The organism is Labilibaculum antarcticum (assembly GCF_002356295.1).
Taxonomy (GTDB): domain Bacteria; phylum Bacteroidota; class Bacteroidia; order Bacteroidales; family Marinifilaceae; genus Labilibaculum; species Labilibaculum antarcticum.
In genome coordinates, this window is the sequence record NZ_AP018042.1 from 5,568,382 (window position 1) to 5,594,344 (window position 25,963).

Genomic DNA, 25,963 nt, shown 5'->3' on the forward strand with positions numbered 1-25,963 from the left:
CACAATATTGAATAATCTAAAAGTCTGTTTTCATTGCGAGGTCACTTTATTTACTTCCAAATTTTCAAATATCTAAAGCCATTTATAAAACAGTTTGCCTTGTTAATAGCTCTGGAACTATTACTTTAAAATACCAAATTATAATACCACGAAGGCCTCGCAGTGATTGAACAAATTGAGATATTTTAAAAGTTCAGATTGAAATTTATAGTCAGAATAGTTTTTTCAAACTAATGGAAATACGTTGCATCTCATTTTCACTTAGATTGCTTCCGGATGGCAGACATAAACCCTCTTCAAACAAACGCTCAGAAACACCTGTCCCATAAAATGGACAATCCTCAAAAATAGGTTGAAGATGCATTGGTTTCCACAAAGGACGAGATTCAATATGTTCCTTCTCAAGACTCAACCGAACCATTTCACGCGTAATTCCTTTCGCTTTTAGTGGATCAATCAAAATGGCAGTCAGCCAAAAATTGGAATAGTAATCGGAGTTCGGTTCTGAATGAAAAACAAGGCCAGGAATATCCTTTAGCATTTTTTTATACCAAGAATTTATTTCTCGACGTCGGTTAACTCTTTCAGTAAGAACCTCCATTTGACCTCTGCCAATTCCTGCAACAATATTGCTCATTCGGTAATTATATCCAATGGTACTGTGCTGATAATGTGGAGCTTCATCTCTGGCTTGAGTAGCTAAAAACCGAGACTTTTCAATCATTTTTTTATCATTTGAAAGCAATGCTCCTCCTCCCGAAGTGGTTATAATTTTATTTCCGTTGAAGGAAAGCACTCCAAATTCGCCCCAAGCCCCCATTTTCTTTCCATTTAAGGAAGAACCTAATGCTTCAGCAGCATCTTCTACAATGGGTATTGAATAAAAATTCGCCACCTCTCTTATTTCTTGCATCTTAGCAGGCATTCCATAAAGGTGAACTGGTAGTATTGCCTTTGGTTTTTTTCCTTTCCTGATTCGATCTTCTATGGCTCTTTTCAATGCCTCAGGGCACATATTCCACGTATCAACCTCAGAATCAATAAGTACCGGAACAGCTCCTAAATAGCAAATTGGATTTATCGTTGCCGAAAAAGTAAAACTTTGCGCAATCACCTCATCACCAGGACCAACCCCTAAAAGAATCAAAGCCAAGTGGATCGCGGAAGTTCCTGAATTCAATGCTGAAGCATGATCAGAATTCGTATATACTTCTAAGGCCTTTTCAAACTCATTAACATTAGGCCCTAAAGGAGCCACCCAATTGGTATCATATGCCTCTTGTACATAGCTCATTTCATTCCCCCCCATATGTGGTGAGGACAACCAAATTTTATTTTGCATTGTATGTAGAATAATAGAGTAAATGATTTACATCCGCTTTAGTATGAACATACTAAACTAAGGGACGTGTAAATACGTGCATTCTAAGAAATCTTAAAATGCACTTAATAGAGTAGTAATTGGGATGATATTCTTATCAATCCCTAATTATGATTTAAAGTGTAGACTCGATATTATAAAAGAGACGCTTTTTCTTTAAGAAATTAAACAATGGTGAGATCTGAGTTGCAATCTATTGTCTCCCTTTGCGGGTAAATATTTATTGTTCTTCGACTTATCGTATGAGTTGACAACTAAAAGCTGAAACAAATACTTTAAAAGCTAAGATTCTTTTCAATGGTTATTTAGTTTGATTTCATTATCTTATCCTTATAATTCTCTATTCATTGAAAAAATCAGTTGAATATTCTAAAAGAACCAGAATTTCACCTTCCTTTTCCAAAAAAGTAAAAAATAAATTGAGTTGCTAACCCATATAAACCATGTTAGGTAACTTTTTTTATTGGCTGTTAAATCGATACAACCAATTCCTCGTGTAAAAATAATATCGACACAGTTTGTGTGATAGTGTTTAAAGATTAAAATTCAACTTCTTTAAATCATACTGAACCCAAATACATCCCCAATCAAATTGAACGATATCTTGTTCAATATTTACATAAACTTTTTGCCACATATTTTTACCATTTCGCCCTAACGACAGAGCTTTGTCTAATGTAACAAGATGCTCACCTGATGTATTTACCGGACAAGAACTCACATGTTTTGAAAAATCCTTAATACTAAACACAAACCGATGAGATTTCTTATCGGTTCCGATTATTTGTGCTCCTTTTTGGGTATGGAGTCGTAACCAGTAATCATAATAATGACCATCATCCCTTTTCAGTTTAGCTATTTCATCCACAGTCATATTTATAAAAGGTTTTTCAAATTGAGTAGGAGGCAGAGTTGGTATTATACAATAATCATATCCATTCTCCTTGCCATAAATACACATTTTACTAATTACTTTTCCTGAAAAGCCTTTTTTCCGATATCTCGAAAGCGTAAAAGCTAACAATGCAACAATTGTATTTGGTTTTTTTTCATCTATTTTTGATTCCAAATAAGCTCTTCTAACGCTTCCTTGCCATCCTTCAGGTAAATTTTCTGGAGTAGAATCCCAGTAAATTTCAGTGCAAATACCACCAGCTGCAATTGTTTCAATATATCTTGATTGGTCCAGGTAATAGAAACAATTTTGTTTGCAATTACTAAAAGGAACATAACCAATTCTGCACGCAGAATTTAAATTACCGGGACTCATAAGGGATTCGCTCGTAAAATAATTAACCCATGGTCTACTTTCCTTTTGTGCATTTAGAATGTCAATTATTTCTAAATGTGTTTTATTTTCAATTATCCACCAAACAAATTGATCCATTGTAATTAAAGTTTGTAAAATTAAATTTTAGGACTAAATATCTTTATGTGCATCGAATTAATAACCTAATACTTTATGTCCTTAACACTATCAACCAAGCACCTGTTAAACAGTTTATCACCAAAACATCTTTAATTTACCTAATAACAGAATTTATTTAAGTATTTCTGTATATGTATTTAAGATGTCATATAACTAACTCCCAGCATATTTCATTTTGCAATATTAAAGACAAAATGAACCATGGAAAAACTTTTCTTTGTGGATGTATAAATACTCATACTAATCCTTGTTTTTCAATTAATAATCTTCAGTATGACCATATTTTATTCATACAACTCCTTACTTATCACGGATGCGTTTGAATTCCTGTTTGCAAGATGCTTCATCAGAAGAAAGTACAATAAACATATAAGGATCGTGTTTATTCTATCAAAAATAATCTTTTGGATAATCTATCCGATACTTATAATTCATTGTATCAATGCTTGTCACATAAATATTCAATAACGTTTTTAAATTCATCAATCCATTTAATTATGGTTGACTCTGCAAAAAGATCTGAAGAATACTCCATGAACCCATGAATTTTTTTATCATCCTCCCAAAAGCTATAAAATAAATCGAGCTGAGCTCCTTTTCGTTCAACAACTAGTGGTTCAGTACTAACACCATTGAAAGAAAATTCAGTTCGAGGCTCATACGCAAACCCAATCTGAAAAATCGGACTATAGGCAAAACTCCTCTCAATATCCAAATGATTAACCATATGTAAAAACGGTACTTCCTGATTTCGATGTGCTTTAAGTAATGCCATACGAACATGTAGAATCAGTTCCACTGATTTTTTTGAATCGGAAAAATCAATTACAATCGGAGCGATATTTAGAAGTGGGCCAAAAATATTTTTATTATTTGCAATTCGCCGATTCGATAAAGGAACACCTATAATAATCTTATTTTGACCACTTAATTGATGACAAAGCAATGCGTAACCTGCTAACAGAATAGAAAAAGGGGCGACAGCATTAAGTTTGGCCAGTTGTTTTACATCAGAAGTACTTTTTTCATTTAAAGCAAAATAGATTCTTTTACCTAGCTTACTTTGCATAGCTGGCCTTTTAAAATCAGTAGGAAGATTTAGTAAATGTTTCCGGGCATCGAACTGATGTCTCCAAAAATCTAACATTTTTGCAGCATCATTAGTATTAATCCATTTACTTTCCCAGTCAACAAAATTGGTGTAATAATCACTACTTTTTTCACTGTTAACTGGTATATGCTCAATATAGTTATTATAATAATGCGATAATTCATTGACAAAAATATTATAAGAATGCAAATCAATAATTATGTGGTGAAAAATAAATGATAATACTGTCACCTCGTTTTTATAAACAAATAATTTTATTCGTAAAAGTGGCCATTCTTCCAAGTTAAATCTTTTATGAACCTCTTCGTCAAGTTCTGCAGTGTTTGTATCAACAAAATCAGTAGATAAGAAAACTTGTTCCACTTTAATTTTACACTTTTCCTCCTCATGAGTTAAGCGATATAATTGTTTTCCATTTCTTTTAAAAGATGATCTTAGAATATCGTATTTATTAATAATAGCATTAACCGCATTTTCTAAAATAATCAAGTTAAGTGCACCACTAACTTTATAAACTAATGGTACATTATATGATGTATCTTTCGGATACACAATATTATTGATATAAAACTGTTTTTGAATATTTGAAAGTGGCGAAATCATATTGAAAAAATTAAAAGTTGACACCTAGCTCTTTCTTGACATAACTTATCTACTCCTCTGTTAAAACTTCAACAACCAATATTGTAATAAACTTCAGCTGAGTTGGCCTATGATATTTATCAAGGTTCTTGTTTTTATCCATAGATACTTTAGAGACAACCATAATTTTTGCCTCAGATTGATAGTCTTTACTAAGCCTCTGATTTTCATCTCTACCCTATTCTACCTAACAGTAGACTTTGGTTTGTAATGAAATCTACAATTTTATAAACAGAGCCAAAATTAGCACTGTTCATCATGACCTCCGTTACTTTGAATGAATATTCTTTCTCAATATAGAAAGCAATTTCAATTAGGCCCATGGAATCAATAATTCCTGTATCTATAAGCGATTCTTCCAATTCAATATCGGATTCTTCCACCAAAAACTGACAACATAAAAAATCAATTAACTTTGACTGAACTTTATCTTTTGTAATCATATCTATATTTAATTTTAATAATCAACAATTTTTATTTTTAACAGATCTTCTGAAAGCACATATTTCTTTGGATTTTTCATCCAATAATTCGCGATTTGAGTTGATACAATAAAACTAATAATCATGTTATCCCGATAACCTATATTCTGAGGAACTCCTGTTGAAAATTTCTTCATAAAACGTTGAACAAATCTCAAATCGAATATTTTGTACTCATTTATTAGATCATCACTAAGAAAGAAAGCTACATTTTCTGTCGGTTTTCCATTCACAAAAAAAGATTTGAGATCTGGTGACATATAGGGACGTTTCGGTCGATTCAAAATAGACTTTGGAATCTTGTTTTTAAAACTTTGAGTCAACAAATATTTTTGAGAAAAGCCATTCAATTTAAATTTTTCATTCACCGAAAACAAGCTATCTATAATCCGATGATCCAAAAATGGATAGCGCCCTTCAACACCATTAGCCAAAGACATTCTATCGCCCTGCGAGGATAAAAGATAACCTGACAATAAGGTATTCATTTCCATGAATTGATTTTGCTGAAGAAGACTCCAAGAGGTATATTTTTCAGGAAAAAATGAATCCATTTCCTTTATCATCGAATCCTTTTCATAAGAAAGATTGTGATCCCTATTAAAATAGTTTTTAAGTATCTTGTTGTTGTGAATCCGAATATTCACTGAAGCCAATTTATTATCAAAATCTCCCAGAAAACCCTCATAAAACATCTTCATCATCCCATACTGTCGCTCATCCCGGTAATGACTTAAGTGGGGATAAAGTTTTTTAATCAGTTGAGGACGAATAGACGAATCAGGAAACTTAGACCAAAACTCAAGCATTTTCACTTCCTTAAAGGAGTCATACCCCCAAAGTATCTCATCCGCTCCTTCACCTGTAAGTACAACCTTAATATCGTTTTCCTTGACTTTTTGGGAAAGTAAATACAGGGGAACGGCAGCAGTTCTAAACACGGGTCTCTCTGTATGATAGATCGCATCTGGGAAAGCAGCATCAATTTGCTTATTATTGATATTTAAGGTATAATGATCTGATTTAATTTGATCAACCATCTCTCTCTGGTAAGTGGATTCATCATATTCAGCATCATCGAAAGCTATGGAAAAGGTTTTAAATTTTTTCTCAGTATTTTCCTTAACCAAATGGGTAATTACAGAACTGTCGATTCCTCCGCTAAGGTAAGCTCCAACTGGAACATCACTTCTCAATCTCAATTTTACAGAATCTTCCAACAAATAGTTAAATTCCTCTTCTGCTTGCTGAAAAGACCTTTTATCGTAAGAGTTATTGTTTCCCAGTTCGTAATATTTTTTTTCTAAAATCAGTTTTCCATTTTCATATTTCGCATAAGTCCCACCTTGTAAAGATCTAATTTGCTTGTAAATAGTATGATCCCCATAGGTATTCCAAAGCAAAGCATGTTCATACAATCTTTTTATATCAAATTCTCTGGAATATCCCTCTATAGTATCAAATGCCTTTAGTTCGGAAGCGAAATAGAAACGCTCCTTATGATTAAGAATGTAAAGGGGGCGAATCCCAAATCGATCTCTGGCTATAAGCAATTCTTTTTCAACTTTACTCCAGATTAAAACAGCAAACTGTCCATTGAGCTTTTCGAAACAACTTTCACCGTAATATTCATATGCCCGTAGTAAGACCTCTGTATCACTAGTCGATTTAAAGCGGATACCTCTTTTTTCAAGTTCCTGTCTTATTTCTATAAAATTGTAGATTTCTCCATTAAAGGAAATCACATATTTATCAGTAGCAAATGGTTGATCACCTGTTGCAAGATCCACAATCGACAGGCGGGCATGTCCCAGTGCAATTTCAGGGGAGATATAATACCCCCAACCGTCAGGTCCCCTATGCTGAAGTGATGATATCATTTGTTGAATTTCATTCCGTCTTGAATCTTTACTAAGATCCTCTCCATAAACACCCGCAATTCCGCACATAATAATTCGTCTAATTAAAATAAATAGAATTCTTGTTTAGTTCCCCTTCTGTTGTCACCCTACCCAAAAAAAGAAGCAATTAACTCAACTGATAATTTGCATACAAACTAAGCACGAAATTTATACTTAAAATGTAAGAAGTAGGACTCAAAATACTTAAATGAAAAATGCGAAACAAAAAAAGTACCCAGTAAACAACTTAAATTAATAAGAATAATAAGCGTTATTGATGATAAATCGAAGAAGGTGTGAAGCTTCAAAAAAAGAAATAAAACGAAGTTTACAACGATCATATGGTACATATAAATACCATATGAAATTTTCCCCAGATACTGCATGAACCTAAATTTTTCAAAGCGCTTATCATCAACCGCTAGATTTACAATTAATACACAAAAAAGGATGACTTCAAAGGCTCCCTTAGCATATTCGTTACCGAATTGAAACCAATCGGTACTAAAGTGAAGCAAAAAAACAAAATAAACCCCCAAACGAGCAAGGGAAGATTTGAAAGATAACACATAAGCATTCCTGCTAAGAACGGCTACAGTGCCGCCGGCCGACATAAAATAATAATAAAACGAATAGTCTTTTAGAAAAGAAAAATAACTGGTATGAAATAAAATAAAATAAACCAATGTAAAAAGGAGTAAGCCTCCGGCATACCGATTAAGTGCCAGAAGTGCTAATAATGGTGCAGTAAGCAGATAAAATTGTTCTTCTATGCCAATAGACCATAAAACTAATAATATAGATCCCGGTTCATAAAGTGTTTTAAACACATTGGGCAAAAAAGCTACATTTAATACAATCGCTTCAAGGAGATTGTAATTCGTCTCGAAAGGAATACCTAGCAAAGGAAGTAAAAAATGATAAAATACAAAGCCAAATGTTAACACTAAATAATAGACCGGATATAATCTCAAAATCCTTCTTAAATAAAAATTCTTAATATTGATTGATCCAAAACATTCCTTCTCATCATAAAGCAAACCGATAATAAAATAGCCACTTAAGGTAAAAAATACTAACACCGCTTCCGTTCCCCTGTTAAATATTGGCAATTCAGAAAAATGCGGCAGCCCTACAGATCGGGATATCTGTGGTATATGGTAAATAACCACACAGATAGCCAAAAATCCACGGAGTTGATCCAAGCTTTTAATTTTACCATCCTTTAAACCCAAGCTTTTAGTCATTAAAATCTTTTAATTGTATGGCTATCATATTTTTTTAGCCGGATTACCAAAAACGGTACAACTATTCTTGATATTTCTCACGACAACACTTCCCGCACCAATAGTGACCCTATCAGCAATTGATCGTCGAGGAATAATAGTGGCTTTTGTGCCGGCAAAAACATTATTGCCAAAATAACAACCTCCACCTACATCAACATTTGGCATTAAAGAACAAAAATCGCCGAGCTCGGAATCGTGTCCAACAGTGGATTTTTCTAAAACAATAGTAAACTTACCAATTTTAACATTGTTGGAAATAAAGGATGCGGCCAAGATGATACATCCTTCCCCTATCCGGTTAAATTTACCAACAATGGCACCAGGCTCGATAAATGTAAAAAAATTAACTCTCCCTTTTAATCGCTTATAAATATTCTCCCTTGTATTTGGATCACCTATGGCAATAATCGCCAAATCATCATTTTCAAATTGAAAGGAATCAATATCTCCTAATATTTTGTAATCGGAATACACCCCATCCAATGCCGTCGCTGATTCATCAATAAATCCAACCAAATTCCAGTCTCTTTGGTTTTCCAACACATTTTCCAGGCACGACTCTAAACCTCTACCAAGTCCGCCAGCTCCAACAATAAATAATCTTTTTTTCATTATTAAACTTTACAAGCTTATTACTCTTAAAATCTATATTTTTCTCCTTTTTTAAGTCAAAACTATAACACCCTACCAGACATTAACTGTTTGAGATAAGATCATAACCGTCAAAATGATCAACTCCAATCTTATTAATTAGATCTTCTGGAGTTAAAAGCACCTTAAAATCTTCGGCATTCATTTGAATTTGAAATTGTTCATCAACAAGTGAAATCAAAATAAGTCTGGCCATAGAATCCCAAATCTCTAAACTATCAAACCGGGTTTTAGTACTGAGCGGTTCATCGATTTCAAGTTCTTCCTTTATTTTTAAAATAAAATCATTTTCTTTCATAACACATAAATTAGGTTACATATCAAGTTTCTAATACTCAATCATCTTACAAAAATCCAATTTGCCAAACTTCATCAACATCGAACACCAGGTTAACCCAACACCAAATCCGGCCAAACAGATCAGGTATTCATTTGTCTCCGCTTTTTCTCCTAAATTGTATGTTACAACCGTTGGTACTGTAACGCTATTAGCATTACCAAATCTTTCCACAATATTATTCGGTAATTTATCATAGGAGACTTCTAATCGATCTGCCAACTTTTGCAACATGAACCTATTGGGTTGATGAAATAGGTAATAATCTACCTCGTCTTTTTCAATCTTTGCAAATTCGAGCAGACTGTCAATCATTAAGGGAACTTCTTTTTGTACAAAATTGAAAACGACATCACCTTTCATGTGCAAATGATCTAATGCCCTGAAGTTACCGTTATCATCCTCTTTTAATATGCCCGTCTGGGGAGAAGAGGGTGTTTTGAATCCTCCTGCCGGAATAATCAAAGCTTCATGCCTTTTGCCATCCATTTTAAGATTTGCATATATGGTGTTTTGTTCTTCACATTTTTCAACGATTGTTATGGAAGCTCCGTCACCAGCTAAGGGCCTGCTATTACGATCTCTTTCCGAAGCTTTATGACTTAATACATCAGCATTAAGTAATACAACTTTATTAATTGAGACTTGTTCTAACATTGCAAAAGCTTGCATTAACCCAATCAGATGTCCAGCACATCCCTGATTGATATCCATACAGAAAATATCTTCTTTCAGGTTAAGCCGACCTTGTATAACATTACTCGTTGGTGGCAAAATATAGTCCGGCGATTCAGTAACCAAAATTAATGCATCAATTTCATCTTTATTTAAAAAATCTTCGTTAAATAAATAATTCAGACCATGCACACATAAATCAGACACTGTTACCCCCGGTAAAACTATTCGCTGCCGATTATATCCCATTATTTTTCCCAATTGCTTTGATTGTTTCGAAGAGAAATTATAATTTCCTATTGTATCTTCGAACTTAACTTCATTTTGCGGAATAACAGTAAGCATTCCTGTTATCTTTTTATTATGATATTTCAGATTCATGGTTAGGAAGTATATTTGGTTAATAATGTATTGATGGCTTCAATATTCATAAAATTCTCTGGAATAATGTCAGTTCCCTTGATTGAAATGGTAAAATGTTCATCAAGTTCTGAAACCAATACTATTAAATCAAAAGAATCAAGCAAACCATCCACGACAAAGTTTTCCGATTTCACATAATCTTCACCCGGTCTTAACGATTCTAATATCTTAACTACTACTTCTTTCATTACCATCTACTTTTGTCTATTAACTTTATTATAATCACTTAAATTACATGCTTTACACTGTTAAGTGTATATACATTTTTTATCTCATTAACTGTTGTTTTATTGCATTTCGGTTAATTTTGCCATTGGAAGTAAGTGGCATTTCTTCCAACTGAATGCAAACAGTTGGAATCATATACTTAGATAATTTTTGAGATAAGGCAAGTCTCAAATCTCTGACTGCCACTTTCTGATCTGAAATAAAGAAAAGTGTAATCTCTTTTTTAACGGAATTATATAAAACGCATGCATTTTCGATAACATCTAAACCCATTACGGCTACTTCCACCTCTCCTAACTCAATTCTGTGACCTAAATGTTGAATTTGGAAATCCTTTCTACAAACATAAATAATTTCATTTATTTCGTTCCGATACACAACATCTCCTGTACGATATATCTTTTCAGGATAATTCTTGTTCAAAGGATTTTGAACGAAAACTTCATCTGTTTTTTCTTTATTATTATAATAACCTAAAGCTAATGAACTTCCTCTTACACACAATTCTCCAAGCTCTCCTACCTTTGTCAACTGGTTATTATCATTCAGTATTAGCACCCCTGAGTTTCTACATGGAAAACCAATCGGTACAGATTCGTCATCGCTAATTTCACGATTTACAATATAATAGGTACAATCAACCGTAATCTCTGTTGGACCATACATGTTCACATACATAAGATCAGGCAATTTTTGCCTCCAATAATTTAGGTGCCTCGTCGACATCACTTCACCACCAAAAAACACCTTTTTAAGATAGGGCATTTCAATCTGATCTAACAATTTAAAATTTGCAATATTAACCAATAATGAAGGAACCCAAAAAAACAGATTGATTTTTTCCTCATTTAGGTATTTTAATAATTTTGCAGGAAATATAAAAAAGCTTTCAGGGATTAGCACGATTGTTGATCCTGTAGCCATCATTAAAAAGAGATCAAAAACAGACTGATCAAAGAAAAATGGTGCCTGATTACCAATAATAGATGTATCATCTATTGAAAATTGCTCAATAACCCAATCAATATAATCAATAACAGCTCGATGAGGAACAATTACCCCTTTGGGTATACCTGTAGAACCTGAGGTATATAAAATATATGCCGGATTTGTGTCGATATGATCGCTTGGCAGATTAAACTCTTTTTCAATTCCCTCCTCATGCTTCAATATATCTTCAATCTCAATAATCAATTCTAAAGGATAACCTATTTTTAACAAATTATTTTTTAATTTACGATTTGTTAAAATTAATTTGGGAGATAAGGAGTCTACAATAATAGCCATTCTTTCTTGTGGCGATTTAATATCCAAAGGCACATAAAAGTTACCACTGTAGGAAATACCACAATAGCAAAATATACTTTCCACTGATTTTGGCAAGTACACAGCAATTGGCGAATTTGTAGCTAATTGTGAGTTTACCAAATACTGTAAAATTGTCAAAGAACTGCTTCTTAAATCACCAAAGTTTATTCTACGATCACCATCTACGACAGCCACCTTTTCTTTATATTTAGAAAAACTATTTTCTAAATATTCCATAACATGTATTCTCATATAAAAATGCTTTTATCATTGATAGTAAGGAGTCAATTTTCACTTTTAACCATCTGCTTTACCACCTAATTACAACACCCTATTCACCCGAACAAAAAAGCACCTTTGTAATATCACAGCAAAGGTGTCCCCATATCCACCAAAAAGAAATCATTATCTTATTGTCTTTTCTTCCCTGACTTAAGGCATGAGGTATTACAAACAGGCTCTTTAAATTTAATAAGCTTGCCAGGATTCCCAACAACAATTGCAAAATCTGGCACGTCATGTATAATTACAGCGCCAGCACCAATTGTTGCCCACTTTCCAATTGTAATATAAGGTATAACAACGGCATTAGCTCCGATATGAGTACCTTCTCCAACCACAACATTTCCACATAAAGTAGCTTGTGGTGAGATATGAACAAAATCCCCAAGAACACATTCGTGATCTACAGAAGCTCCCGAATTCAATATAACATGCTTGCCAATACGACTATCAACTTGCAAAATAGAGTTGTGAAAAATAACACTACCTTCTCCAATTTCGACATTAGGCGAAACACAAGCAGATGGGTGTATAATAGTGCCAAACAAATATTTAACGTTTTTAACAATTTTTTTACGGATTAAATTATCCCCAATTGATACCACCAAGGGAAATCTGTGCTTCTCCTTTTGATAACAACCAAAAAAAGGAAAATCGCCAAAGCTTTTCAGATCAGGATTATCGTCGAATATACCTTCAACAATCCCCTGGCTTGCAGCGATGCACTCGGCAATCACCTTTGCATGCCCACTACCCCCATAAAGTAGGTATTGTTTATTCTTTGTTTCCATACCAAGTGTCATTTAATTTTGTTGTAACCAGACTTACATCCTTAGCTGTAAACACATTTATAATCGTTTTAAAAAAAATCTTTACATCCAAAGCAAATCCAATATTATCCACATAAAATAGATCTAATTCAAACTTGTCTTTCCATGCAATGGTATTGCGACCATTAACCTGAGCCCACCCCGTAATACCCGGTTTCACGTCATGGCGTCGAGCTTGTTCTTTACTGTATAAGGGCAGGTAGCTCATCAAGAGGGGCCGTGGACCAACTAAACTAAGATCCCCTTTTAAAACATTTACTAATTGAGGCAATTCATCGAGTGAAGTCTTCCGACAAATTGTCCCCATAAATGTTAATCGATCTTCATCGGGTAACAATTTCCCGTCTTTATCTTTCGCGTCGGTCATGGTTTTAAATTTAATAATGCGAAAAGCTTCACCATGCAAGCCAGGACGAATTTGATAAAAGTATACCTTTCCATTATTGGCAAACCATAAGGATATATGAACAATCAACCATAATGGAGTAAACAAGAACAAAAGAAGTAAGGCACATATAAAATCAAAAAATGGTTTTAAATACGAAACATACATAACAAAAATTTATTTTTTATTGAATAAAATAATTTTAACGAAAAATCCCATAAATAGAAACCCTCAGAATAGTATAGTAACATATGCTTTAATATATATACTATTAATTATCTATTGTTTTTAATAATTAATTCACTCTAATAATTAAAATTTAATTCATCAAACGTGACACAATTGTTTTAACTTTTCGTTTTAGTCTTTCTTGTCTTACTTCGTTTATACAAATCTTCAGAATTCCCTCTTCATCAAGACTTAAAACGGCTACAATAAATTTATCAGAGAATATTGACTTATTACGGTAGTAATCCATACACTCAATAAAACGATAATCTTCTAAGGAGACAGTTATAAATTCTTTTGCATTGTTTAAGTGCTTACATCTAATTAGCATTTTGATGTGAGTTTTAAAACAATTTTTAATCTCAATTTTGGCGGTCTCAATAAATGCTTCTACATTATATTGCATCGCATATTTCTTCTTAAGTATATATTGATCAAGTACATCTTTAAAAAAAAACTGATTAAACCCGTCAGTCATTCCTCCAAATCTATAATAGTATACTTCTTTTTTGACAATACTAATCTTTTTTAAAAAGGGATGAATACTTAAATTGAATATTAAATCCTCTCCCATTTTAAAATTAGAAGGTGCCACCTTAGCCTGTAAAACAACCGATTTTCGATACAACTTACCACACATTGAGACCATCAACTTGTTTACACCAAAATAGGACACCAAATATTCCTTCATCAACTCCGATCTCCCAATATGGATATCAACATATTGACCATACATATTTTGTGGTTTTGTTCGAATCATTCCAAACTTATCCAGAACTCTTACTAATGCTCCAGAGCTTATGTCCGCATTCGTAGAAATTATATCATCATGCAATATTTGAATTGATTTAGGTGCAATCCAATCATCAGAATCAACAAACATCAGAAATTTACCAAGAGAAGCTCTAATCCCTTCAAACCTTGCGTTATCAACACCTTTATTTTTCTTTAAATTAATCAATTGTATGTCGTCATACTTTTCACAATATGATCTACAGATAGAAAGACTGTTATCTGAACTAAAATCATTAATAAGAATCAGTTCAAAAGATTGAAAAGATTGTGACAAAACAGAACCAATGCATCTGTCTAAATATCTACCAGCATTATATACTGGAATAATAACACTTATTTCAGGATAAGAATTCATAACATGTTCCATAAATTAACCAACATCTAGTTCGACTTGCTATTATATAGTATGTTATCGTATTCTTTTAATAACATTTTCCACACAAATTTTCTTTCGTATCGATCTGTAATCATTTTCCGAGCATTACTCAATAACCTTTTTCGTTTTTCCTGATTAACCAATAATTCTTCCATGGCTTTATAGAGGGCATCGATATCTTTTGGAGGAATAATTATTCCATTGTGATCATCTTCAATAATTTCATTGCAACCATTAATATCGGTAACAATACTAGGAAGTTCCATCGCTCCTGCTTGCATTACCACATTAGGAAATCCTTCTCTATAACTTGGAAAAGCAAGAACATCAGATACAGCAAAAAACGGACGTACATCTTCCTGCCAACCCATCTCCAAAATAGACGCATGATCTTGTATCGTTTTAAGTGTCTCACTAGAAATCGGATCCAAATCAGCTTCATAATCGCCCACCAGAATTAGTTTGCAATTTGGATATTTGATTGAGAGTTGCTGAAAAGCATTTATCAATTCATTAATTCCTTTATCTCGAACAATTCTGCCAACAAAACAAAAAACACAATCCGAATTGAAAAGCCCCAATTCTTTTTGCAATAAAACTTTGGTTTTATCTTGTATTTGATCTAATGAAAAGTATGAAGTATCAATCCCATTAGAGCTACCCTTTCCTATCACCTTTAATTTAGAGATGTCACAAAATCTCTCATCCTCTATAATACTCTTTAATCCATATGAATTCGGATAAATTTTTGTTGCACAAAAATAAGTTACTTTCTCAACAAAATTTAGCAGCTTTCGTTTAGTTCCTTTTGCCTCAATTAATGGTAATCCGGCAACGGTATGCAATCGATTAGGAACTCTTGCGAAGTAGGCAGCCAACATGCCTAAGGTTCCAGCCTTTGGTGTATGTGTATGCACAATATCAGGTTTTTCAACCCTCATAATCTGAAATAGTTTCCATAATGATAATAAATCCTTAAAGGGGCTTATACGCCGTGTCATCTCTACCTCAAAAGTATCGACTCCTTCATTCTTTTCAATTTCCTGTAGTTGAATTCCAGGAGATGAAATTCCAATAACCTCAAAATATTGGTTCATATAACGCAATTGCCCCTTAAGTAGTCCTCCTAAAGATTGTGGCACAGTTGTAATTCTTATTATTTTTTTCTTTCGCATCTTATATTATTCGGTAATATGCTTATCCAAGTTCTAATGACTTAAAATATCTTAGTTAACTACTATTCTAAATTAAATTTACTCTTTGTATAAAAAATATCAAGCAACTTTAACTCTTCTCTAGAATTGATACATTATTTGCAATTATTTGTTGTTGAAGATAAAATTGTTCCAACCACATACTTGTATCCACAATATCAAAACCAGCTTTCTTTATGAAACTATGAGAATCGACGCATTCCTTATTAGATATAATGTCAATAACTTTTTCAGCCCACTCTCCAGCCGTATTGTTAAGATCTAAACGATGTATCAAGTTACAGCCCACATCTACTTCCTCTGTAATAGAATCCGTAATGATACAATTTACACCAGCTGCCTGAGCTTCAATCAGCGTTAAAGGTAATCCCTCGAATAAAGACGGCATTAAAAACAAATCCATCTTTGATAAGAGCTGAGGAATGTCTGAACGTACCCCTAAAAATTTCACGTTATTTTCAAGGCCCTTATTTATAACTTCTTGTTCAATTTCTAATTTTAAAGATCCATCACCTATTAAGATAAGTTCTGATTCTTGAATTCTATTATGTATTTCTTTAAAAATTTCGACAATAAACTTATGATTTTTTTGAGCACTGAAACTACCAATATGCCCAATTACAATGCGATTATCTTCTCTTGTTGTTTTCCGCATTGCAACATTATCGAATTGATCTAAACAAGCACCATTTTGTATGACTTTCGAATTGAAACTATTTGTTCCAAACAGCCAATTTAATGCTTCGGAGGAACATCCAAATTGATGCGTAGTAACCTTACCAATATTTGATTTTAAATAGATCCTAAACAAACCTTCAAAAAAGGAATATTTAGGAAAATAATTATGACTATGAGCAATTCTAATGCGAATACCTGCTTTTTTAGCTTGTCCAAGTATCATTCGACTCATCTCATTCATATGTGAATGCACAATAGAATAATCGGATTTCTTAAAAAAATCGATAAGCTTTCTCTTATACCTCAAAGGCCCAACTTGCGTTAAATAAGGAAGTCGAAATATTTCCCCTCCCAAACCTTTAATTTCTTCCTCATAATCACCAATATCCGGATGTTGGACTAAGAAATCAAATTGAACCTTAGATCTATCTATATTGCGAAAGATGTTCATAACTAAAGTCTCTGCTCCACCTCTATTTAATATTCGAAAAACATGTAAAACTCTTATTGGCAGCATATGTACTGATTTTATTGAGAAATCAACTAAAACGAATTCGAAGACGAATGTATATATTCAAAATAATACCGAATGGAATTGCTAAAAAGACTAAGCCTAAATTTGAGTTATGTCGAAGTAATTTATAATCATTGATAAAAATCACCGAAGAAACATAATGAATTGCAGCACGAAAACGATCTCTAAAACGTATTCCATATTGCATACTGACCCTCCTCGCCTCAGCAAAGCCTTTTGGACTTTGTTTGTATTGTTTAAAAATTGTTCCGCTTGATCCATCCTCTTGATATTCAACCACACAAATAACTTCATTCATAACAAGGAGTTCATAGTCCTGATCAATCAAAATATATTTTGATCCTAAAGGAACCAAACGCTCTCCAGAGTAAATTCCATATTTTGGATATTCATTTACAACTTCAGTCCTATACACTAATTTTTTATCTCCTGTACCTCCATTTGCATAAAACCCACTCAAAGTTACTGTTTCCGTATCAGGTAGTAATGAACCTATAATTCCTCCATCATTAGTAGCATCCAAACCAATTATGCCAGCCAAGTTAGAATTTGAATTTTCATTCCATACTTTCAATATCTTATCAACTGCATTATCAGCTAAATAATCATCTGAATCAATGCAAACATTTAATTCAGTATCAATTAATTCATAAGCTGAATTATGAGCTCCATGCATACCCTGATTTTCCTGATAGTAATATCGAATTTCTATTATTCCTTCCTTAATCCACGAATGAACAACCTGCTTTGTATCGTCATAACTACCATCATCTACGATTAACCATTTGAATGAACGATTCGATTGCTTTTTTAAACTCTCGTATAAACGCAACAAAAGATGTGATCTATTATAACTTGGAGTAAAAATGGTAATTTGTTTCATAAAATAACAATAGAATAAAAATTAAAACTTACCTGATTACAAACTTAATACAATAATTTATTTGTGTTCTAAATACCTTTATTTACTAATATAGTACAGAACATATGTAAAGCTAAAATAGCCAAGTATAACAAGTCCGGTAATAGAATATTGATATCTAAACATTTTGTATTTTAAAAGTGGATAAATTATAACTATTGCCATCATAAACCACGATAGATAAGCAAAACGATTGGAAAAGCTGGCACGAATCACCATTATCCAAAAAGCATTACTGATTAAATACGTATTAAAAATTTGGTGATAAAATTTATCTTTAAAATTGTATCTGAAAATATATAGATATCCAGCAAATACAGCCATAAAACTGTATAGTAAAAAATCCCATCGAAAACCTGTGCTACTAAACTGATCAGCATATTCTGTCGATGTTAAATAACCAGCCAAACGATCGTCACCAAATCCTAAACTTGAAAAAAGATTAACCCACACTCCGCCCATAGTTACAGATAAAACAATAGATAAAAACCAGAACCATAAATAGTATTTAGGCTTATTATATAAAAAAGTGAGTCCTAATGCAACTAAAGGCAACAACATCGATTTATGGAATAGTACGGAAAGTATGAGTATTCCGAGCATCTTTATAGGGTGCGACCTGTAAGACAATCCCCAAATAAATAAGGAAGTTCCTAAACCAGCTCGAATCCCATTTGTTCCATACGTCCAAAACGACATACTAGCAATATAAATAAGCAAGGCTAAAAAATAATGATTAGGATGCCAACGTTTAAGTGCTAAAAATGGAGGTATTAAGTATAGCATTGCACAAACAAGGAAAAAAACATTTAAGCTTACCACTTTTGATACCGCTTTCATAAACAACCAAAAGCCTAAATCGCTAGAATGCAGAAATGCCCCACCATTTTCAAAGTGTAAAAAATAACGTTCGTAGGTTCTCATATCACCAAAGTACTTACCACTTACCGGACGTAATCCCATATATAAAATAACAAAAAACAAAATAGCAAGAGCTGCAATACTATTAAATCGATAACAAACAAGTTCTCCTCCTTGATTTACATATGTATGGACTAATGTTACAATTACAAAAAGTAAAATGATGTTGTAAAAAAACTCTGTATAAAATGATAATGGTATTCCGAACATTAATTATTTATTTTCAACTTTATTAATAATTCGTGCAGGATTGCCAACAACTATCGCATTCTTTGGCACATCCTTAACAACAACAGCCCCAGCACCTATAATTGCATTATCACCAATAGTAATACCTCCGATAATTATTGCATTTGCATGTACTTCAACATTTGATCCAAGTATTGGTCTTTTACCATTTTTTTCTCCAATAGTCACTAAATGATTAATGTAAACATTTTCACCTATTACTTTTGCATTTAATATTGTAGAATAGGGATGCGCAAGCCTCAACCCACCACCAACTTTCGTATAGATATCAATAGTAAAACTAGGATGCTTAGGATAAAAAACGCGTAGGATTTTTGAAAAGAGACCTGGTGTTCTAAAGTAAAATAAAGTTCTAAAGTAACGATTGGTTACTAATTCATAAGACAAGTCGTATAATAACCTAACTCCCTTTTTATTGCACACTTGGGTTGAATATAAGTCTGCTTTAATAAGATTTTTACTTCTTGCTACAGCATACAATAATAAATGTGGAATATAGAAAAACTGACCTGCCAAAATTATCCATCTCATAATAACTAAATTTTTAGAACTTTATCATTCCATTCATTCATAATAGTTTTCAATTCAAATTTAGTCGAATTCAATATTGCTCCATGCGACAAACGATCTTGAAATTCTTCGTCAGAACTAAATCGATTCAAGGCCCATACAAATTTGTCAATATTATCATTTTCAATCAATATCCCGTCATGATTATTATTAATAATATTACGAGGACCTGTAGGACAATCAAATGAGATCACAGGAACTCCCACCGATTGGGCCTCTAAAATAAGCATGGGAAAACATTCCTGTTCTGAACTCATCAGGACTACCCTTGATTTAGCTAGTTCTTCCAGAACAGAATTTGTTTTACCTTTGAAAGTCACACAATTCTCCATTTTTTTCTCTTTAACAAGATTCTGTATTTCACCCCCATAAAGATTATCTAATGGTCCATAAATAAGCAATCTCCAAGCTGGATTATCATTCGAAAACTTTTCCCATATACCAACTAAAAGCTCGAGTCTTTTGACAGGTGCAAAGCGAACAACTGTAGCAGCAATTAAATCTTTTTTAGATTGCGCATTTATAATTACATCTGCATCCGAAATGATTGGATTATTAATGACCTCAACATTACTCGACTTGTAAAATGACCTTTCTTCAGTACTCAAAACAACGAGTTTATCATACTTCGACTCGACATAATTGAAGATCTTATTTTTTAATTCACTTTTCTTGTTATAATACTTTGAAAAATGAAATTCTTTAACAATTTTGGTTTGTCTTCGCAATAAAAAAGGAAGAACATAAGTAATTGGGATATGTGACGCAACAATTACTATATCGGGCTTATTTTTCAATAAATATTTTTGAATAACAAAAATATTTTTAAATAAAAGAAAAAGGTTTGTAAATGAAAAATAACTAATTAATCGATTGTAATTAATTTTCAGATCGATGAATTTTACAGTTGGTTCTAAATCATAAATATGAGAATTATTTTTATTTTCAGTACTAATAACCGTAAGATCATACTCAAAATTAGTAGCCCAATAATTAGCTTTTATTGCGACTAACTTTTCGATACCACCATGCTCATAAAATTGATCCACGAGAATTGTTATTTTCTTCATTTTTTTAAGATTAATGAGCGAAATAAAACATCCCACTGTTTTACAATCTTTTCTGGATTATACCTAAGTACGTTCTCACTTGAACATTTTCCCATTCGACTCCTTAAATCGAAATCTTTTATTAAGGATACTAACTTTTCAGCAAACATATCAATATTACCATTAGGTACTAAAAAACCATTGATATTATCATCAACGATATCAGCTGGCCCATAAGGGCAATCAAACGAAACACATGGTACTCCATAACTCATTGCTTCTATTAACACCATTCCAAACCCCTCAAAACGAGAAGTCATTAGATAAATTGATGAATTTTTATATTTTTCCTGAATATTCTTCACTGGAGGATAGAAATTCACAACAGAATTTAATCCTAATTTTTCGGCCTTGCTCTCTAAATCTAAATCAGTATTTATTTTTCCATAAATTTCAAGATTCCAATCTGGATGCACAAAATGCACTTTCTCCCAAATTTCCAATAACCGATCATACCCTTTTTGATAGGACTGTTTACCAACTACTAAAACATTTTTATTGTTCAATGTTGATTTTTCCAGAGGATTAAAAGGTAAGGGATTAGGAATAACAAGCAAGTTTTTAAGATCCCACTCTGACAAATTTCCATTTGTTAAAACGATGAATTTATGAAATTTACTCCCACCATAATTCATCAATCTAAGTTTCACACTTAACCAGATTTTTTTCAGAAAAGAATCTTTATCACTATTAAACTCTATTTGTTTTGAAACATGCCGTTCATAAACAACAGGAATTTTTTTCCCAAAAATTACTGGAAACAACATACCTTTCAGTCCATCATCACAAACAGAAATAATATCTGGCTTAACTCGATCAAGAACATCTTTTATACCCTTCCTATAAGAATATAAATACCGGAATGGATTTCCTCCCACAGAAATATCATGATAATGAATTTCATTACTAAAATCATAAAAAAGATCTTCTCCTGTCTGATTTAGAGTTAAGATATGAACCTGATATCCTGACTCTTCGGCTAAGTAAGATGCCTTAACAGATAAAACTCTCTCAAGTCCTCCAGAACCGCAAATTTGGTTCGTTATGTATAACAATTTCATAAATCAATCTTCACTAAGTTAAAATCCTTTCGATGTACAATTTCAATTATGTAACTAATATTTCGACCTTGTGACTTACCCGCATATAATTTATGTAGCAGGATAAGCTTCTTCTATGAAGGAAGAACAAGTGTTTTTCAAGTCTTTAACAACAGGTAAATGATTAGTTAAATTAACAACATTAGTTTTTTTTGTTATTAATCCTTTCAAATTAAAATTATTAGTAATATTTCCTTCCTTATCTATATCTATCCTATTGAAAAAGTCAATTATTCCATCAAAACGGCAAGTATCAACCTTAGAATTAAAACTATTAATAAAGATTACAGGTGTTCCCATTGCTAAACAAGGTAATGCACAATGAATTCGAGAAGTAATAACTAGTTTTGCTTTTGAATATTCTTTAAGATACTTATCGGCTAATTGGAATTTTTCATCATCCGATAATTTGCCTTTAGAAAGTACTTGTGTATTATATTTTGCGTTTTTCAGTAGGTCAGAATGAATTATTTTCTTTAAATGTTTACTCTTCTTACCAATTTTTAAAATATCACCATTCACCAGACTTCTTATGAATGTTTTCAAATCTACTGTCACAGATGAAAATGTCGGATAGTTAAAAAATGGGTCAACGATGTAAATATCATCTGTTCTTAAAGAATCATCAACTTTATAACTATCAAGAGTCAATGTCAAACACCCTGAAAAATAAGCCTCAACTCCTCTCTCTTTCAATAACTTAACAGTATATTTATCACGACATCCAATAGGCTCATGTTCCTTTAAATAAGCAATGCTTTTTTCATTCAATAAAAAAGGAGCAGCACTAGAATTCAAATGAAATGAGATAAATAAAGGGTGAATTTTTTTTGAAGGTACCCAATTAAATAAATTATGAGTAAACCACCCATTCAGAATAAGCTTTACTTCTTCTCCTGAATAATGAAAAAGCTTTTCCCTATTAATAAAAACATGATTCTTATTTATATATTGACGTGCTGCGAGACTTTGTATATTATCTCCCAAATTATATGTTGTATTTCCTTCTTGATATGTTAATAGTGCATGTTTCATTTAACAAATTTTAACCTAATATTCATATAAAACTTAAAAATGTTTGGGTATTTATTTATTAGACCAGCCTTAAACCTAGCTATCCCCTTAGCTGTCTCACCCTGTTTCGTCACCTTCAAGTCAAACTCCAAAAACCATTTAATTTCCTCCATTTCAAGATTAGGATTTTCAAACACAAATACATTATTGCTTTGCTTAGCTTTAACTTGTAAATCCTTCCAATATAAAACATGACTCGGCTTTTTAATGCCTGTTTTCAATAGCTTCTTTACTAAAACGTAAAACGATGAATCAACCCTGAATCCATATTTATTAGGGTCATCACCACATAACACAATTGCCATTATAGTACGTATGCACTTTTCGCACACACTACAATTTAAACTATCTCTTCTTTCAGAATAGCACACTCTCAAGCCAAGAGGTATCTTATTATTAATTGAAAAATCTGTGATAGTCTTAACCTTTTCCACTCGTGTTAAATCATAACATTCGTGTACTATTTTTGTATTAGTCCATTTTAACAGCTCATCCGTAGTGGGATTAGAACCCCAACTAAGTTGTGTTTCTTTAGTATGTGAAGATGCAATATACAGAGTTTCAATACCAAGTATATAAGCTAAAGGAGCAGTAACACCCAGCAGAGCCATTCCATGTTGAACATAGCCCCACCAGCCTAAATCCAAATCCAAATCAAGTTTACTAGTATAGAAATCCCTTAAATTTGATTTAATATAATACTTTGGATTATGAGCCAAATATTTCTGAGAGTCATTATAATTTACTAAGTCACTCCATCTTAATTTGTCATTCAATTCAATATCAGCTCCCCATATAGAAAACAAAGCCAGATTACTAGCAGCATGTCTAACATATACTGAAACCGCATCAACACCACCGCTAAATAGCATAGCTTTCTTCCCTGAATTTGCTCCTGAGTTTTCAATAATGCTTTCGACTTGCAAATCGCCACCCAACATATGTTTAGGATACATCTTTTGAAACTCTTTTTTAATTAAAAAAGCACTTTCATAAAAAATTTTATCAATTTCCTTACATTTTATTTCCACACCTAAAAACCAAGCAATAGGTAAAAAATTAGACATAAAAGGGATACATAAGATACTCTTCGGAACTGAAGATACATCAATATCATAAGAAGCAAAGTACGAGTCATTCGCTCTAAAATATTTGGACAACTCTTTACTAACGGTATAATCATACAATACGGTTCTACCATTGTCTTTAATTATAATATCTCTAAGTACAATCATTTAAATTATATTTTTGAATTAAAAATTCCTATTAACTTTATCCCAATCCTAGAGTATTTTAAAGCTCCCTTCCCTTTATAAATAAGACTTCTTAGTATCTCTACTTCATAGTCACGCATACCTATCTTATACATAGTAATAATATACATCAATGAGTATAAAGATGCCTTTACTACAAAATTAGACCACCCATTACCTGGAAGTAACCTAATCAACATTCCAACCAGAAGGATTCCAATCATACTCAACAAAAGTCGATGCGTCAACTCACTAAAAAAGCGCATAATATTTAAGTTTATAACTTTTGTATAGTAGATATTCATTATATTCTGCGAGATTAACCATCCAGAAACACTTCCAATAATCATACCCGTAGCACCATATTTAGGAGCTAAATATGCACCTGAAGCAGTGCCAATAGTAACAAATGATAGGTACAAAACAGCTTTAAAAGCCAACTTCCCTTTGGCCTCAAGAATAGAATTTCCAAATCCTTGTACTAAGGGCACAGTATAAGCAACCATTATTAGTAGTGCTATGCGCCAAGCTTCAATAAACTCCTCACCAACCCATAGGATTATAAATTGTTGACCGTATAGTAAAAATGCGCCAAAAACATATAACAAAACAAGTAATGAAATACGACCAATACGTATCATCATGTCGGTTAACTCCTCGCCCGAAGCCTCTTCTACAGCCATTTTAGTTGCCCTTGGAAGAAAAACACCCGTAATTGCACTCGAAAAAGCACCATAGTAAGAGCCTAACATTATACCAATTGCAAATATAGCAACAGTGGTAGTACTTGTTAAAACACCTAATACCATTTGCCCACTCTTCCATTGAAACTGACCAACCAACGCAAAAACGAAAATCCAAACTGAATATCTAAATATTATCTTTAATAAATTCTTATCAAATCGTTTAAATGAAATTTTAATTTTTAAAATTTTGATTGCATAATATGCATTTGCACTTATTAACATCAAATTCATAATTGTATCCAAAATAACCATTCCAACTGATTTTGCTTCAAAAAATAAAATCGTAACTATTAGAATTGATCGTATGATATACTTAATAATACTTGCAATTCTTGGGAATACAAATTTTTCATATCCTGAAGCGATCCCTGCAAATGAATTACCTGGTAAAGTTATTGCTAGATTAAAAATCAATATAACAAACATGACCTTAGCTTTCCCCAGCTCCACAACAGACATCGATTTATCAAATACACTCTCTAAATTGTAATAAAAAATGACTCCTAGAAGCACTAAAACCAATGAGATACAACAATAAATAAAAATACTCATACCAAGGAAATTGGCTTCCCCCTCCGCATCTTTTTCAGCTCTATACTTTGCAACGAACCTAACAATTGTATTATTCAATCCGAAATCTAAAAGAGTCAAATAACCAACAAAAGCCCCTATTAATACGTACAAGCCATACTCAGCAGCTCCCAACATTTTTAAAATAAACGGAGTCATTAATAAACCAACAATATTGGTTAGGACAATAGTTACATAGGAAAGAGTAGCTCCTGCTTTAAGTTGATTTATTGCCATATTTATTATAATGTAAAAAAATAAAAAAGGAT

The 25,963-nt window shown here is 32.5% G+C and carries 24 protein-coding genes; all 24 read right to left on the reverse strand.

Going from position 1 to position 25,963, the window contains the following annotated elements:
• Positions 1–211 precede the first annotated feature (211 nt).
• Complete coding sequence (locus ALGA_RS22140) at positions 212–1,342, reverse strand: DegT/DnrJ/EryC1/StrS family aminotransferase (protein ID WP_096433075.1); 1,131 nt, start codon at positions 1,340–1,342, stop codon at positions 212–214.
• A 571-nt stretch (positions 1,343–1,913) separates the two neighbouring features.
• Positions 1,914–2,768: a hypothetical protein gene (locus ALGA_RS22145; RefSeq protein WP_096433077.1), complete on the reverse strand. Its 855-nt coding sequence runs from the start codon at positions 2,766–2,768 to the stop codon at positions 1,914–1,916.
• A 481-nt stretch (positions 2,769–3,249) separates the two neighbouring features.
• Positions 3,250–4,524 (reverse strand): condensation domain-containing protein, encoded by a 1,275-nt coding sequence (locus tag ALGA_RS22150; protein WP_096433079.1) that lies wholly within the window; start codon positions 4,522–4,524, stop codon positions 3,250–3,252.
• Between the two features lie 212 nt (positions 4,525–4,736).
• Positions 4,737–5,006, reverse strand: a complete 270-nt coding sequence (locus tag ALGA_RS22155) for an acyl carrier protein (RefSeq protein ID WP_096433081.1) — start codon at positions 5,004–5,006, stop codon at positions 4,737–4,739.
• Positions 5,007–5,020: 14 nt separating this feature from the next.
• Positions 5,021–6,994, reverse strand: a complete 1,974-nt coding sequence (gene asnB, locus ALGA_RS22160; protein ID WP_096433083.1) for an asparagine synthase (glutamine-hydrolyzing) — start codon at positions 6,992–6,994, stop codon at positions 5,021–5,023.
• Between the two features lie 107 nt (positions 6,995–7,101).
• On the reverse strand, positions 7,102–8,193 hold the full coding sequence (locus tag ALGA_RS22165) for an acyltransferase family protein (protein ID WP_096433085.1): 1,092 nt from the start codon (positions 8,191–8,193) through the stop codon (positions 7,102–7,104).
• 24 nt (positions 8,194–8,217) lie between these two features.
• Positions 8,218–8,847: an acetyltransferase gene (locus ALGA_RS22170; RefSeq protein ID WP_096433087.1), complete on the reverse strand. Its 630-nt coding sequence runs from the start codon at positions 8,845–8,847 to the stop codon at positions 8,218–8,220.
• 82 nt (positions 8,848–8,929) lie between these two features.
• The gene (locus ALGA_RS22175; protein ID WP_096433089.1) at positions 8,930–9,184 is read right to left on the reverse strand and encodes an acyl carrier protein; all 255 of its coding nucleotides are present in this window, start codon (positions 9,182–9,184) and stop codon (positions 8,930–8,932) included.
• A gap of 30 nt (positions 9,185–9,214) precedes the next feature.
• The gene (locus ALGA_RS22180) at positions 9,215–10,279 is read right to left on the reverse strand and encodes a 3-oxoacyl-ACP synthase III family protein (RefSeq protein WP_096433091.1); all 1,065 of its coding nucleotides are present in this window, start codon (positions 10,277–10,279) and stop codon (positions 9,215–9,217) included.
• Positions 10,280–10,281: 2 nt separating this feature from the next.
• The gene (locus ALGA_RS22185) at positions 10,282–10,509 is read right to left on the reverse strand and encodes an acyl carrier protein (RefSeq protein ID WP_096433836.1); all 228 of its coding nucleotides are present in this window, start codon (positions 10,507–10,509) and stop codon (positions 10,282–10,284) included.
• Between the two features lie 79 nt (positions 10,510–10,588).
• Complete coding sequence (locus ALGA_RS22190; protein ID WP_096433093.1) at positions 10,589–12,109, reverse strand: amino acid adenylation domain-containing protein; 1,521 nt, start codon at positions 12,107–12,109, stop codon at positions 10,589–10,591.
• Between the two features lie 158 nt (positions 12,110–12,267).
• Positions 12,268–12,930, reverse strand: coding sequence for an acetyltransferase (locus ALGA_RS22195; protein ID WP_096433095.1), 663 nt, complete (start codon positions 12,928–12,930; stop codon positions 12,268–12,270).
• On the reverse strand, positions 12,914–13,522 hold the full coding sequence (locus ALGA_RS22200) for a sugar transferase (protein ID WP_096433097.1): 609 nt from the start codon (positions 13,520–13,522) through the stop codon (positions 12,914–12,916). Before ALGA_RS22200 ends, ALGA_RS22195 begins: the two co-directional genes overlap by 17 nt.
• A gap of 151 nt (positions 13,523–13,673) precedes the next feature.
• Complete coding sequence (locus ALGA_RS22205; protein WP_096433099.1) at positions 13,674–14,744, reverse strand: glycosyltransferase family 2 protein; 1,071 nt, start codon at positions 14,742–14,744, stop codon at positions 13,674–13,676.
• Between the two features lie 14 nt (positions 14,745–14,758).
• On the reverse strand, positions 14,759–15,928 hold the full coding sequence (locus ALGA_RS22210; protein ID WP_096433101.1) for a glycosyltransferase family 4 protein: 1,170 nt from the start codon (positions 15,926–15,928) through the stop codon (positions 14,759–14,761).
• Positions 15,929–16,037: 109 nt separating this feature from the next.
• On the reverse strand, positions 16,038–17,162 hold the full coding sequence (locus ALGA_RS22215) for a glycosyltransferase family 1 protein (RefSeq protein ID WP_096433102.1): 1,125 nt from the start codon (positions 17,160–17,162) through the stop codon (positions 16,038–16,040).
• A gap of 22 nt (positions 17,163–17,184) precedes the next feature.
• Positions 17,185–18,063 (reverse strand): glycosyltransferase family A protein, encoded by an 879-nt coding sequence (locus ALGA_RS22220; protein ID WP_096433104.1) that lies wholly within the window; start codon positions 18,061–18,063, stop codon positions 17,185–17,187.
• Between the two features lie 78 nt (positions 18,064–18,141).
• Entirely contained in the window at positions 18,142–19,233 is a 1,092-nt protein-coding gene (locus tag ALGA_RS22225; protein ID WP_096433106.1) for an EpsG family protein, read from the reverse strand.
• A 3-nt stretch (positions 19,234–19,236) separates the two neighbouring features.
• Entirely contained in the window at positions 19,237–19,803 is a 567-nt protein-coding gene (locus ALGA_RS22230; RefSeq protein WP_096433108.1) for an LbetaH domain-containing protein, read from the reverse strand.
• A 5-nt stretch (positions 19,804–19,808) separates the two neighbouring features.
• The gene (locus ALGA_RS22235) at positions 19,809–20,912 is read right to left on the reverse strand and encodes a glycosyltransferase (RefSeq protein ID WP_096433110.1); all 1,104 of its coding nucleotides are present in this window, start codon (positions 20,910–20,912) and stop codon (positions 19,809–19,811) included.
• Positions 20,909–22,012, reverse strand: a complete 1,104-nt coding sequence (locus ALGA_RS22240) for a glycosyltransferase family 4 protein (protein WP_096433112.1) — start codon at positions 22,010–22,012, stop codon at positions 20,909–20,911. Before ALGA_RS22240 ends, ALGA_RS22235 begins: the two co-directional genes overlap by 4 nt.
• Before the next feature lie 90 nt (positions 22,013–22,102).
• Positions 22,103–23,086, reverse strand: a complete 984-nt coding sequence (locus ALGA_RS22245) for a polysaccharide pyruvyl transferase family protein (RefSeq protein WP_096433114.1) — start codon at positions 23,084–23,086, stop codon at positions 22,103–22,105.
• On the reverse strand, positions 23,083–24,360 hold the full coding sequence (locus ALGA_RS22250; protein WP_096433116.1) for a hypothetical protein: 1,278 nt from the start codon (positions 24,358–24,360) through the stop codon (positions 23,083–23,085). Before ALGA_RS22250 ends, ALGA_RS22245 begins: the two co-directional genes overlap by 4 nt.
• A gap of 5 nt (positions 24,361–24,365) precedes the next feature.
• On the reverse strand, positions 24,366–25,931 hold the full coding sequence (locus ALGA_RS22255; RefSeq protein WP_096433118.1) for a lipopolysaccharide biosynthesis protein: 1,566 nt from the start codon (positions 25,929–25,931) through the stop codon (positions 24,366–24,368).
• Between the last annotated feature and the right edge of the window lie 32 nt (positions 25,932–25,963).